General features: G+C 32.2%; 9 protein-coding genes. 2 read left to right on the top strand and 7 right to left on the bottom strand.

The window, feature by feature from the left end:
* Positions 1–51: 51 nt before the first annotated feature.
* The 3 genes from QM536_07150 to QM536_07140 form a co-directional block, all read right to left on the bottom strand.
* On the bottom strand, positions 52–4,572 hold the full coding sequence (locus QM536_07150) for a translocation/assembly module TamB domain-containing protein (protein MDI9356779.1): 4,521 nt from the start codon (positions 4,570–4,572) through the stop codon (positions 52–54).
* A 7-nt stretch (positions 4,573–4,579) separates the two neighbouring features.
* Positions 4,580–4,993: a hypothetical protein gene (locus QM536_07145; GenBank protein MDI9356778.1), complete on the bottom strand. Its 414-nt coding sequence runs from the start codon at positions 4,991–4,993 to the stop codon at positions 4,580–4,582.
* A gap of 122 nt (positions 4,994–5,115) precedes the next feature.
* Positions 5,116–5,823, bottom strand: a complete 708-nt coding sequence (locus QM536_07140; GenBank protein ID MDI9356777.1) for an RluA family pseudouridine synthase — start codon at positions 5,821–5,823, stop codon at positions 5,116–5,118.
* A 141-nt stretch (positions 5,824–5,964) separates the two neighbouring features.
* On the opposite strand from QM536_07140, the gene QM536_07135 reads away from it, so the two are divergent.
* Together QM536_07135 and radC are read left to right on the top strand one after the other, a co-directional pair.
* Complete coding sequence (locus tag QM536_07135) at positions 5,965–6,999, top strand: hypothetical protein (GenBank protein MDI9356776.1); 1,035 nt, start codon at positions 5,965–5,967, stop codon at positions 6,997–6,999.
* Between the two features lie 43 nt (positions 7,000–7,042).
* Positions 7,043–7,753 (top strand): DNA repair protein RadC, encoded by a 711-nt coding sequence (gene radC, locus QM536_07130; protein MDI9356775.1) that lies wholly within the window; start codon positions 7,043–7,045, stop codon positions 7,751–7,753.
* A 178-nt stretch (positions 7,754–7,931) separates the two neighbouring features.
* Here the strand turns inward: radC and QM536_07125 are convergent, their stop codons facing one another.
* From QM536_07125 to QM536_07110, 4 genes are all read right to left on the bottom strand, one after another.
* The gene (locus QM536_07125; GenBank protein MDI9356774.1) at positions 7,932–8,591 is read right to left on the bottom strand and encodes a CoA pyrophosphatase; all 660 of its coding nucleotides are present in this window, start codon (positions 8,589–8,591) and stop codon (positions 7,932–7,934) included.
* Positions 8,592–8,612: 21 nt separating this feature from the next.
* Complete coding sequence (gene rseP, locus QM536_07120; protein ID MDI9356773.1) at positions 8,613–9,926, bottom strand: RIP metalloprotease RseP; 1,314 nt, start codon at positions 9,924–9,926, stop codon at positions 8,613–8,615.
* Between the two features lie 768 nt (positions 9,927–10,694).
* Positions 10,695–12,338: a WG repeat-containing protein gene (locus tag QM536_07115; GenBank protein ID MDI9356772.1), complete on the bottom strand. Its 1,644-nt coding sequence runs from the start codon at positions 12,336–12,338 to the stop codon at positions 10,695–10,697.
* Positions 12,339–12,341: 3 nt separating this feature from the next.
* Positions 12,342–13,136 (bottom strand): thymidylate synthase, encoded by a 795-nt coding sequence (locus QM536_07110; protein ID MDI9356771.1) that lies wholly within the window; start codon positions 13,134–13,136, stop codon positions 12,342–12,344.
* Positions 13,137–13,879: the final 743 nt, after the last annotated feature.

The following is a 13,879-nucleotide window of genomic DNA, read 5'->3' as shown; positions in this document are numbered from 1 at the left end:
AAGGCGGAAAAGGTGATTAAAAACTAATCATTCATAATTTATAGTTTAATCTTACTTTTTCCTTTTAGGAATGGTGATATCGAAGTCCTTTATGTATTGGATACCAAATCCTGACCTTCCCGTGTTGGAGTTATTGAGTATATTGTCAGAATTATTTTGTCTGTAATACATTTTTATTTTCATATTTTCAATTTGAGTGGGCTTATATTCTATTATCCAGTTTCCAATAGCAGTATTTATGGGGTTTTGTTGTGAGTTATCATACATTGATCCTTCTCGTACTATTTTGAGTTGCCTGTCTAGAAGAGAATACCCTAATCGAAGTTGGGCATTTTTATAGGTATCGGCGTTTACGCTGGAAATATCTACGTCTACTTCTAAATTTGGGTTTATATTGGATACCCAGTAGTTCAGTTGGTTAGAAAAAAATTCGCTTATTGTGGCACTTGTGGCATTTCCCACGTCAGAATATTGATTAGAGAAGTTATTGACTAACGTTTGTTGTGTGGCGGTGAGAGATTTGAGAACTAATAAACTAAACACTTGTTTTCCGAGTTCTACTTCATCTCTTTTGATGGTTTCTTTGAAGGCAAGGATTTCTGTGCTTATAGGATGCGAGGTGGTGTTAACGGTCACTTGATTTGGATAATCTTTTATGTCAATATCAAATTTCATTTCGGGCTGAAGAATAGGTCCTGTAAGGTTAAGTTGTAAGAGAGTAGGATATTTTCGGGTCAGTTCGGGACTTTTTAGGAGGTCTGTATTCTTTATGGTAATGATAGGGGCAATAGATGCGTATTGTTGATAGACGGCATTTATGTTCATAGTGCCTTTATAAATATCATTTGTCCAGCTCATTTTTCCTCCTTTTTGAATAGAAAATTCTTTATTGATGATATTAAAAAGTGTAAAATTGTAAGTTCCCTCTTCTACTTCTAAATCTCCCTGCAAAGATACTTCTTCGTTTGGATTCACCGTCAGTTTTAGTTTGCCATTCCCTTTCCCTTTTATAATATCTCCTGAGCTATTGTTAAAAATAATTTCACAAAGGGCATTTGTATTTATTTCCATATCTAATTCTATGGAGAGTTTCATGCTTTCTTCTTTTTGTTTTTTTTTTTGAGAGATGCTGGTTTCTGTTTTTTTCTCTTTGGGGAGAACAAACTCTATGAAACTTTCTGATGCTACTTCTTCTCCTTCATTATTATTCATAGAGAGATGGACATTTGTGTTTGGATTGGAAACTGCATTGGCGGATAGTTTCATTTCGTCCATATTTCCCAAAAAATGTACGTCCCCTGTGGCGTATACCGTGCCGTAATAGAAGGGGTTTTCTTTGAGAGTGGTATTGAGAACTTGAAAATTACTTACTTTTGCGGAAATATCTATCCAAAGATTATTATATTCTTTTATTTCTACATATCCGTTGAGGTATCCTCTGTTATTGAAAACATCTCTTATACTCATACCATTACTTTTTATTTTATTGTTATCTATGGTATATTTACCGGAAAATTGGTACTGTGTTTGGGTATATTGAATGAGGGCTTTTCCGTTGGTAATTTCTCCATTTCCATTCAAAATAGGGTTTGTATAATAACCAGTGAGAGAGAAATTTCCATCTATTGTCCCTTCTACTTCAGAAATGTATTCTCCCAAGAAAAGTTCACTTATTTTGAGAGGCATTGTTTGGATATGTGTGGTAAAATGAAGGGGAGCAATGCTATCTGATAGTACAGTATACCCATTGCTTGAGATAATATTTTTTCCTTTTTTATGAAGTGTTATTTTGCTATACAAGGTATCCGAATTTATCCTCATAGAAGAGTTTGTATGTATATCTCCTAAAAGAGAGTCATTAACAAAAGCATTTTTTATTTCGTGAGAAATATGTAATTGGTGGGTATTTTCTTTTTTGGAGAACGAAATTTGCCCATTGACAATTCCTTTTATTTTATTTTCTACCAGGGAATGAAAGGGTTGTAAGGTATAAAAATTTTCTAAAGAGAAATTGCTTACAGACACATGGGGGTAAGAAATACTATCTCTCAAGTAACCCAAAATAGAAATCTTTTGGTTTCTTGATTGCATTTCAAATTTTTGAAAAAGGATGTTATTTTTATAAAAAATAATCTGATTATTGGGAACAAAGCTCCATATGTTATTTCCTAAAATCATAGTAGAGTCAAGAGATCTAATAGAAAACACAGAGCTATCTGTAAACAGGCGTACACTTCCTAAAAGCCGCATTTTATTGTTTGTTTCATTTTCTGCAAGCGTGTTGATAGTAATACTATCATTGTTCCATATAATATCAAGCGTGTTATTGTGGGTTTGGAAGTATTGGTGAGAGTAATTCCATATAGTGGCTTTTATTTGAGATAAGACCGGAAACTTACCTGTCTCTTTGGTACTCTTCCATTGTATTTTACTTTTAGCAAAGAGCATATCTTTATATTGCACAGTATCGCCTTCAAAAGAAATATCTATATGAGAAAAGTGTTTTTTTTTATACTGGAGGGAGAGTTTGTTCTTATTATTTATTATCAGAGGGATTTTTAAAAATTGAAAGAGGGGGGTTCCATTTTTTATTTCTGCTTGCACCGAAAGAGTATCTACTGAAAGCAATGAAGGGGATTGAGTCCATTGTTTATTTGCAATGGCATATTGATATTGCTGTATATCTTCTACCACAGAATGGATAAGGGTATCGAAAGAAAAAGAACCATCTGCTTTTATATATCCTATATCCGATGCAATTTCCATATGTCTTTTCTTTTTTTGGAAGAAACTTTGGATATCTATTTTTTTTATAGAGTATTGTTTTTCTTCTCTTGTGAAAAAGGTGTTATGGAATGCTACTTGTCCCGTAATTTCAGAAATATTTGTACCATCTGTATTCCAAATGAGTTGTGTTTTAATATATCCATTGGTATCGTGGATTCCCAAAAAGGCAAGGGGGAGTTTTTTAATATCTGCTTTTATGTGCAGGTGTTTTTTTTGTTTTTCAAAACCTGCTTTCAGATTCAATACTATATTGGTATCTGAGGCATTTATTATAGCATTAAAAACATTGGATTGTATATCCATTTGAACCGCTATATTGTGCATTTTTTTATCTAAAAAAGAGACCTCTGCTATTGTTGTTTTGAGGTGTAGTGTTTCTATATCAAAACCACTTCCTTCAAATACCACATCTTCTTTGAGAGTAATATTATGAATAACACTATCCAAACCTACATATTTACCGAGGGCAAAATCAAAAAGACTCAAACGCCCTTTATAAGTAGTACTTTTTGTTTTGTTAAAATCCACAGTAAAAGAAGTATTCCCGCTTCCTAAAGGCGATCTAAAAACACTCTGGACAAAAAGTTCTTCTGCGGTAAGCTGTATATTCCCCGAGAAATTCAAATGAGAAAGTTTGGTAATATAAGGGGTTTGTATGGGATAGTAAGGAAATATATCTGCTATAAGTATGTGGGAAGGGAGCAGTTGTAAATTCATATTCATAGTATGATAATCGGGTAATCCTTTGAATGCAAACTTACCATGAAGAATACTTTGTTTCCCGAAAGAGAACATATCCATATCGCCTATAAAATCACCCACTTTTCCGGACACATTCCCTGAGAAAACATATTTGCCAAAAACACTGTCCAACCCTGTAGCAAAAAGTTTTAACTCATCTATATGGACAACGCTGTTTTTAAAGTTCCCTCTGAACCGAACACTATCCACAAAATCCGCCATATTCCCTACTCTTTCAAATTCAAAGAAAACAAAATCACTGACAAAGCTTTTTTCTGTTTGTAAAACAAGATTATCAAATTTCATAAAATGCTCTCCTAACACAAAGCGGGTTTTTAGATCATCTACTCGGAGCATTTCTTTTTCATCTACTGCACTGAGATTCTCTATATCTATAACCATAGAATCTTTCCCAAAAGAAAAATGAGAAATATCCCCATTAATCTGCTTAATCCCAAAGTGATAATAATCATATCCCTTTGTTATCAAGGAATCCGAAAGAGAATGATAAGAAAAATAACTATCTCGTATGTTGATTTTTTTTATGAGAAATGGAATTTCCTCATATCCCTCCGTAACTTTCTCCTCTATCTCGGTATCCACAGAAAATTTGCTAATAATCTGCTCCACAAAATGATATATATTTACATCGGAATACTCATTCTCTAATAAAAGACGAACTTCTGCTCCTCCGAGGGTGACATTATCCAAAACCACTTTTTTATTTTTTATAATATCTATTATATCAAAGTTTAGAAACATGTCTTTTACATAAATGAGCGAACTATCCTGCGTATCTTTTATGTGAATATCCAAACAATGTATCTTATCAAACCAATCTATATCTACATGTCCAATAGAAGAAGAGTAAGAGGTGTTTTCTAATATCCGCTCGTTGGCATACTCTATTATTTTTTTCTGAACAAAAGGAATTTGTAACAAAAGAGAAATACTTGCAAAAAGGAGAAGCACGGAAATGCACAACCAAAGAGCGGTTTTTAGCATTACCAGCAACAGTTTTTTATTTCTTTTTCGCAGATTCATTATTTATTTATTTTGATGATGCAAATATTATTTTTTTTAATATTTCCCCTTCTACGTCCACTATTTCATTTTTAAAACGATCCTTTGTCTCCACAAGTGCTATACTATGTCTATTGACCAATACTATACCTATCTCTGTAGCATCGTTTCCAATGTCATTAAGGACCTTTATTTTTGTATGCACATAATCAAAATGAATGCCGTTGAGAATAGGATTATTTTTTACCCCATCAGCAAACATTTCTTCCATTTCCATACCAATATTAAACCCTAAATTATCTATAGTAGATTGTAATCTTTTATAACATTCGTCGTTTTTTTTACGAGTTTCTTCATTTTCTTTTTTTAGAGCAACAACTTGTTCTTCCAATAATCTAATATTTTTTTCTATTTCTTCAATGGTTCTTTTATCCTTATGCATTATTTTTAGTAGTTAATTTTTTTTGTATTTATTGTATGAGATATAATATTTATTTTTTCATAATGATATTGTAAAGAAATACATTTTTCTCTCTGTATTTCTTTTTTTTATTGGATTATCTGCTACGCATACTTTTCTAATTGATATATCAGGGCTTTGAAATCTTTGGGATACGGGGCTTCTACATTTATTTCTTCCCCATCTCTATCCATGAAAGTGATTTTAGAAGCGTGCAGAGCGGTTCTTCTTATCAGAGGTTTCTCCTCCTCATCGGGAGAGGACTTATATCTTTTTTTTATCTGTGATAGCAGACAGTCTTGTCCTCCATACAAGCTATCTCCACAGATCGGGGCTTCGGATGCAGCGCAATGGATCCTGATTTGATGTAATCTTCCCGTTATCGGCTCGCATTCCAATAAAGTATGAAATTTATACGCATAGAGCGTTTGCAAAATGGTAATACTGCTCTTGCCCTCCTTACTCATCTGCACGAACCCATTAGAATGTATTAATAAAGGAATATCTACCTTCTTTTTTTCAAACTTATGAATACCATTTACCACCGCATGATATATTTTTTTTACTTCTCTTCTTTCAAATTGCCCCGCAATATGCTTGTAAGATTCATTGTTTTTCGTAAACACCAATATGCCCGAAGTTACCTTGTCAATCCTGTGTGCTGCCTGCAAATCAAGGAAATACTCTCTACCTATCTCTAACATGCTCACCTCTTTTTTATTCCGCTCAGGGATACTTGCAATAAAGGGTGGTTTATTTATCACAACAAAATTCTCATTCTCAAAAATTATAAAATCTTTCCAGTTATTCATTTGTTTTTATGTATATTACTTAAAAATGCCGCTCCACTCAAAATATATTTTATTTTTTATAATATACTAAAAACGCATTTTTATTGCCCATTTCTCAAAAACAAACTCTCTCAAAAGCAAATAGAAATCAAATCTCTTATGATGAACACGTTGTATTCTCTCAACAAATACTTATTTTTTATACTCATACTTTTAAATTCTTGTAATGATGTGAGAACAAAGCATTCTACTATACTCAGTAGTAATAAAAAACTGACTCTTATCCACAAGGAACAGGATAAAATTATTTTGGGACTGCACCCCTCTCAAAAAGACACATCCATGTTCTTTTTCATCCCTGCAGGGAACTTCTTTTTTTTTCATAATGATAAATTGATACACGCTCTTTCCGTTCCCAATCCCCTCGTAGATACGGTACACCTCAGTACCTTTTATTTCCCTCTCACCATATATTCAACCAATGCCTCTTTTGAAGAAATAAATTTCAAAACCTCCCAAGAGAATATCACGAAAAGAGAAAAAAAACGAACAACCACCCACCTCCAAAACATATTTTCTTATTACTTATATGTATACATCATTTTGCTTCCTTTCCTCTTGCTCCTCTTTTCAAAAAATAGAGAAGACTTGCCCGCTTCATTTTCTATAAAAAACACAAAAGAAAGCTTTCATGCTCTTTCCAATTCAATGTTTATAATACTCTTACAGATCCTATTGAGCATCACCATAGGTTTTTTTTTATTAGTAATAAGTTTATTAGATAAGAACCAAAATGAAATGGAAACCATACTCATTAATTGGCTCAATTACAGCAAATATACCTTTCTATTCTTTGTTATTCGCCAATCGATATTCTTGGGAAATGGTTTTTTGCTTCACAATAAAACAATCAAACTCCTGCTACCACAATACGTCAAGATGAATTTTATGATGTCCTTATTTGTTATTCTTCTCATCTTTCTATTTTTTTATGTATCCCCATCTTTTCTGTTTTTTCTAAAAAAAAATATCGTTCTTGCTCTATTTGTATGGGGGGTAGCAGAATCCATTTTTCTATATTTCCTACAAAAAAACGAAGATATTCTCACAAAAATGGAACTCCTCTATTGTTTGCTCAGTATAGAAATTCTCCCTCTACTCTTTTTGAGCAAAGAACTGCAAATTTTCACACATTAAAAAGACATAATTTTTCAAATTCCCCATCCAATCCCTACTACAAATGGAAGACATAAACAAAGAAATTCCAAAATTAACTATAAAAAACTGGGCAGAAGACGATAAACCAAGAGAAAAAATGGTTGCCAAAGGAAAAGCTGCTCTCTCTGACGCAGAATTATTAACCATTCTCATTAGCTCGGGGACAAAAAAGTATACAGCCTTAGACATAGCAAAAATACTTCTACAAAAATGCAATAATGACATAAATGAACTCGCAAAACTGACCTTGGAAGACCTAACAACCATAGACGGAATCGGAACCGCAAGAGCCGTCACCATCATTGCAGCAATAGAATTGGGAAGGAGAAGAAAGCCCGATACAAACGAGAATATTCTGAACGTAGATACTCCCGAAAAAGCCTATCAAATCATAAAAGCGGAGCTAATGGACATCGCCCATGAGGAATTTTGGATAATGCTCCTCAACCCGCATAACAAATTTTTGAACAAAGTTCGCATCAGCACCGGAGGAACCTCACAAACAACAGTAGACACCAAAATTCTTTTTCAAAACGTATTATCGCAAAAAAAATGCTCTAAAATAATACTCATCCACAACCACCCCAATGGTAGTATCAGACCAAGTCAAAACGATATAACCATCACCAAAAAGATAATAGAAGCATCAAAACTCTTAGACATAGAAGTAGTAGACCATATCATTTTTTCGGATAGCGAATTTTTTAGCTTCAAAGAAAAAAATTACATGTAGTTTTTTCCATTTTTGTAGATATGTATATCTCATTATATTTTCAGGTAGTTCCTTTTTTTGAATGTTTTATATAAATATAGGTGCGTTCTAAAAATAGACTTCTTGCCCAAAAAAAAGTGTTGGTAACTATTGGTTTTTAAGGGATACAGTTTTTAGGATTTGAATTTTTAGAACCCATCTATAGTAAATACTTGCCTTTGTTTTGTTTCAAAAGATCGTACAATTCTGATAATACCATTGCGGTTGCTCCCCATATTACATGGTTTTCTATTTCATAACAGGGTACAAGAGTATTATGTATAGAATAGAGAGGAATGTTCTTTGTTTTTATTTCTGTATGTAATAACCATTCCACAGGTGCAGGGATGATTTTTGCAACTTCGTTATTATCAGGAATAAAAGTAGGACTATAATCCAAAAAACCCACTACTGGGAAAAGAATAAAATTACTAATAGGTATATAAAGAGAGGTAAGATTTCCTATAATATGCACAGTGGAGGCATCTATACCTATTTCTTCTTGGGTTTCTCGAAGAGCAGTTCTAAAAAGATTGGTATCTTGTTCTTCGTATCTGCCTCCTGGAAAAGCAATTTGATTACTATGAACTCTTGAGTTTTTTGGTTTTTGAATAAGAGGGAAATGAGGATTTTTATTGTCAGTAGGATAAAATAAGATAAGAACAGCACTTTTAGAGGCATCTGTTCTGCCTTCTATATGAAATCTTTCTGACGAATCGGGTGAAGGAGATAGTTTTTTTTGGGCATCTATGCCTGGTAATTCACCCAATAAAGCGGTTTTTATTTGAAAAATAAATGTTTCATACTCTCTTTCTTTCATTATAATCGGTTATTCAATGCCCTAGAAAAGATTTATTATGTCATTTACTATAGCAAAAAGCATAAGGGAGATTAAAATAACAAAACCCACTCGTATAGAATATTCTAATACTTTTGAAGAGACGGTTCTTCCTGTAACAATTTCATACACTAAAAAAAGAGCGTATCCGCCATCTAACCCTGGTATAGGAAGAAAATTCATAAATCCTAATACAAGTGATAGTATTCCTGTTACAGTCCAAAATCTTTCCCAATCCCACGTTGATCCAAATATCTTTGCCATGCCTATAGGACCAGATATAGATTTTGTGGCGGGTATCTGTCCTGTTATAAGCTTATACATTCCTTTTGATTGCAAGTATAACAGATTAAATGCTCGCATAGTTCCTTTTTCTACACTGGTGAATGCTCCATATTGTATTTCTTCATAACGAAGTGTATTTTTAGGTGTAAATCCTATTCTCCCTTCTTCGTTCACTCTTATAGGGAGTAACATTTCTTGCTCTTTTCTTTTTATCAATACTTGAATTATTTGAGATGTATTTTCCTGAAGTATAGGGGTTATTTCATCAAAATATCGTATAGGTGTATTATTAATAGTAATAATATTGTCCCCTGCTTGTAGTCCTGCGGAGTCAGCTGGGGATCCTTTTGTTATTTCTGAAATAATAAGAGGAATCCGTGGTTCTATAAAGCCCATTTCTTTTTTGTTTGTAAGGTCTTCTAAAAAAGTATCGGGTATCTGTATATCTATTGGGCTGCCGTTTCTTTCCACAGTAAAATAAACCCCTTCCTCTAAAAAAAGAGAAAGGTTCATTACCTCATCAAATTTTTGTGCTTCTTTTCCATTTACAGTGAGTATTTTATCTCCCGTTTGAAACCCTACTTTTTTTCCCAATTCTAAAGCATGTATCCCTCCGTTTTTATTGACTTCTGATACGCTGAGGTAGGTTTCACCGTTTATATAAGCCATAACACAAAAAACCGCTATTCCAAATATAATATTGACTATTATGCCGCCCATTATCACTATCAGTCGCTGCCATGCGGGTTTTGACCTATATTCCCAAGGTTCGGGAGGCAGAGATGCAAATTGAGTATCCATAGATTCATCTACCATTCCCGAAATTTTTACAAAGCCACCAAAAGGTATACTCCCAATTCCATACTCTGTCTCCCCTACTTTTTTACTCCATACTTTAGGTGGAAATCCAATGAAATATTTTTCTACTCGCATTCCAAATACTCTCGCCGCTACCAAATGACCTAACTCATGAATCCCTACTAAAATAGTTAATCCTAAAATCAACTGCCCCACCATTATTAAAACTCCCATTCTTTATTCTGTTAAAATTAAATATAAAAAAATACCCATCTTCCTAATAAAATAGTAGTATGCTCACTTACGTTTGGAAAACACAAATATAAGAAAAAGAGACAATATATAATAATTATGCAAAGTTATTCTTATTATTTTCCCATTTTTTCAAACATTTTATAGATTTTTTATGTCTTTATAAAATATACACTTACGAAATCTGTATTTGTTGAAAAACAAAAAAACGAAGGAATAAAAAATTGTAGAACCAAAAATAAAAAAATCCACCATTTGAGGGTTATGGAGGAATGTATTTGTATTGGATTTCGTTTATTTACAACAAACTATCCTTAATGTATAGACCAAAAACATCCATTGACACCTATATGATATCTTTAAGAGGGGTTCTAAAAATTGATTTTTTTAATTGGTTTTTAGGGGTACAGTTTTTAGAATTTGAATTTTTAGAACCCATCTTAAGATAATAAATAATTTTTTAATTTTTTTAAAAAGTAACATTTTTTAAAATGTAATATATATGGTGTTCTTTTAAAATAAAATATTTCACAAATTAAGTTTATATTTATTTTTTATGTTATTAAATGTATCTCAACTTACAGTCTTATCATGATTTTTAGAAGAGATGAAAATGTGTCCCACATCTACTGATAAATCCCTAAAAATAAAATATTGTTTGTGTTTTTTCTTGTTTTTAATTTTTTTGTTCATCCAGAAAAATCGGAAACGGAAAAGATTTATAGAACTCCCATTCACCTTGCTAAGGTTTTAGAACTTTGAAAAAGTTTTAAAATACGGCATCCCCACTTGTTTGCATATAAAAATACTATTGGAGGTATCGGGTACTATTGCATCAAAGCGGATAGGAATAATATCTGTTCCCGCTGTGCTTATAACCCCATATTTTTTATTGTTTTCTACCAATAAAAACCTTTGTGAGAGAGCTGTTATTGCATCAAAGCGAGGGTATATTTCTTTTTTATGCAGAGTATTGTAGATTCCGTATTTTTTGTTTTTTTTTAGGAGATAGAGATTTGGTTTTAGAAGCAAAAGGGTATCTAATTCTAAATCTAAGGTATTTTTTCCTTGTCTATCAATAAGATGATACTTTTCTTTGAACTTCACAATAGCATTGCCGTTGGAGAAAGAAGACACTTGTTGGTATATATTCTGAATAATAATGTCCTCTTGAGTATTTATAAATCCCCATTTTCCTAATATCTTCACAGCAGCAAGCCCTTCGAAAAAAAGTTCTACATCTTCGTAACGATTAGTTACTACCATTTTATGTGCAGTATCTACAAATCCGTATTTTTTATCTTTTTTGATTGCTATAAGCCCTTCTGAATACCCTTTTATATATTCATAGGTCTGTTTTTGTATGAGGGTTTGAAATCTTTGGAATATTTTTTGTCCTCTATAATCGGGATAAATACCCCCATTCAATGGAATAGAAGCATTATGAGTTTGTCTTCCTGCGAGATGTGCAAGGGTAAAGATGCTATCCTTTTCGTTTTTCGTTATTTTGTAAAAGGTGTTATGAATCGGGACAATTCTTTCTGCTACAAAAGATTGCATGGCTTTATTTTCTTCATTAATGAGAAACCATTGGCTATATGGTTCTATTTTTACAAGCGTATCGTTTATTTTTGTTATATTTTTATAGGTATTTTTGTGGATAGTATTTCCATTTTTATCCATAACCCCGTAGCTTCCCCTTTGTTTGGTTATAAAAATACGGGTATTGAGAGGGACGATGTTTTCATATTCTTGGGGAAAAACCGTATCTCCCTGCTCATAAAAGAGAGTTATGGTATTAAGATGAGAAGTGGCTTTATAAATGTTTGTTGAGAAGCGAGTTAGTTTTTTATATTCTATGGGAACAATGGTATTGGTATGGGAAACAAGCCCATAAAGGACTTGATTTTTGAGAAAAGAGCTGACAATGTATATATTTTTGTAGGGATTTACCAATTCTATGCTAAAATACTGAATGGGAACGATGGGATTGTTTTGTTCATCAATGATTCCAAAGAGTGAGAGTGTGGAATTATGAGATTTGAAAGAAACTAAAAGCAATTTATTGGGGAGAAGGTGTATTGCATCGTAGATGGGGGCTGTTATTTTCTTATGAGAGAGTGTGAGAATCCCCCAAAAGTTATTATATTTATACCCCAAAGTGTTTTTGAGAATCAGAGGAGTATCTATTGCTCGAGTCCAGCCAAGTTGGTTGTACTGGGCAGGAATTATTATCTCTCCTGCATGGTTTTTAAGTCCTTTTTTTCCATTTTCTTCAAAGAAAGAGAATGATTTTGTAGGTGCTTGTGCCTGTGCGGAGAGGAGGGCAAGAGAAAATATGCAATATCTTATTATATTTTTGGAGAAGTTGCTTTTGAGGAGGGACAATACCATTGTTTATACTGATATATCTGCTTTTATGAACGGATGTGAGTAATAGTTTTCTAAAGTAAAATCTTCGTATTGAAAAGAATGTATAGTATCTCTATTTTTATTTATTTTCATTGTAGGTAAGAATTTAAATGTCCTTGACAATTGTTCTTTCACTTGCGGTAAATGATTTAAATATATATGTGCATCTCCTAAACTTATTATAAAATCTCCTAATTCTAAATTACAAACATGGGCTATCATCTGAGTAAGAAGTGAGTAAGAAGCTATATTAAATGGCAACCCTATAAATACATCAGCACTTCTTTGATAAAGAGAGCAACTAAGCTTATTATTGGATACATAGAACTGAAAAAGTATATGACAAGGGGGTAGTTTCATGTATTCAATATCACCTACATTCCAAGCTGAAACTATATGCCTCCTGCTATGTGGGTTCGTTTGTATAGAATGAATTACTTTATCAATTTGGTCTATAGTATTACCTTTTTTATCAATCCAATTCCTCCATTGGTACCCATAAATGGGACCAAGGTCTCCGTATTCATCTGCCCATTCATCCCATATATGCACGTTTTTTGAATGAAGGTATTGTATATTTGTAGAACCTGATAAAAACCAAAGAAGTTCATAGATAATTGGCTTTATGAATACTCTTTTTGTCGTCAATAAAGGGAAGCCATCAGATAGATCAAATCGCATTTGATACCCAAAAATAGAGAGCGTACCTGTCCCTGTTCTATCTTCTTTTTTTACACCTTTTGATAGTATTTCTTGTAATAAATTATGATAAATAAGCACTTTTTGGTATGGTTTAAGGTAATAAAACTTTGCACAAGTACAAAATACTTTTTTTTCAATCTTTTATGTATTACCGATAAAAATTGAATTTCTCGTTGTATTTTTTAATATTTTTTATGCGATACTACCAAAAGAAACATGTTTTACAAATATGGCATCTTCTTGTATCTTACTCATCTTCCAATGAAGAAAAGTTATTTTTGATCCCTACTCAAATAATGTATTCATTATTGACTGTCTGCAAGAAAACTCTTACTTTTTAAATTGTATTCAAATAGGTTAGATAGAGCCTTTTCTTTTTACTACTCAAGATTTTATGAATTTTCTTGCAGATACTAATTATTTGGCAAAAGATATTAATTATTTACCAAATAATGTCTCCTTTTTGAAAATGGATTAAAAAATATGAGGAAATTTTGAATTTGAATCTGTATTCGATTCGCTTTGAAGAGATTTTATAACTTTGGCAATATTTTTTTATTTGAGAGAATTTTTGTTTTATTTTTCAAAAAAAAAGATATTCTGATAAAAAATTGCAAAAAAAACAAAAAATATTATGATGGTATTTTGAAAAAAAAAATATTTTTTATAAAATTACAGAAAATAAAAATAAAATTATTTCACAGAAAATAAAAATAAAATTATTTCACTTATAACACAAAAGATGATGGTACCCATTATATACATACAACTCCTGTTGTTAAGAATGACTCTCTCTCTCTCTCTTGTCGAGACATGTACTG

The organism is Chitinophagaceae bacterium (genome assembly GCA_030053935.1).
GTDB lineage: Bacteria > Bacteroidota > Bacteroidia > Cytophagales > JASGCU01 > JASGCU01.
This window is presented reverse-complemented; position numbering and strand designations above follow the sequence as displayed.

Coding starts and splice junctions, on each gene's coding strand:
- QM536_07150 (MDI9356779.1), bottom strand. CDS start 4,572: ATGAATCTGCGAAAAAGAAATAAAAAACTGTTGCTGGTAATGCTAAAA.
- QM536_07145 (MDI9356778.1), bottom strand. CDS start 4,993: ATGCATAAGGATAAAAGAACCATTGAAGAAATAGAAAAAAATATTAGA.
- QM536_07140 (MDI9356777.1), bottom strand. CDS start 5,823: ATGAATAACTGGAAAGATTTTATAATTTTTGAGAATGAGAATTTTGTT.
- QM536_07135 (MDI9356776.1), top strand. CDS start 5,965: ATGAACACGTTGTATTCTCTCAACAAATACTTATTTTTTATACTCATA.
- radC (MDI9356775.1), top strand. CDS start 7,043: ATGGAAGACATAAACAAAGAAATTCCAAAATTAACTATAAAAAACTGG.
- QM536_07125 (MDI9356774.1), bottom strand. CDS start 8,591: ATGAAAGAAAGAGAGTATGAAACATTTATTTTTCAAATAAAAACCGCT.
- rseP (MDI9356773.1), bottom strand. CDS start 9,926: ATGGGAGTTTTAATAATGGTGGGGCAGTTGATTTTAGGATTAACTATT.
- QM536_07115 (MDI9356772.1), bottom strand. CDS start 12,338: ATGGTATTGTCCCTCCTCAAAAGCAACTTCTCCAAAAATATAATAAGA.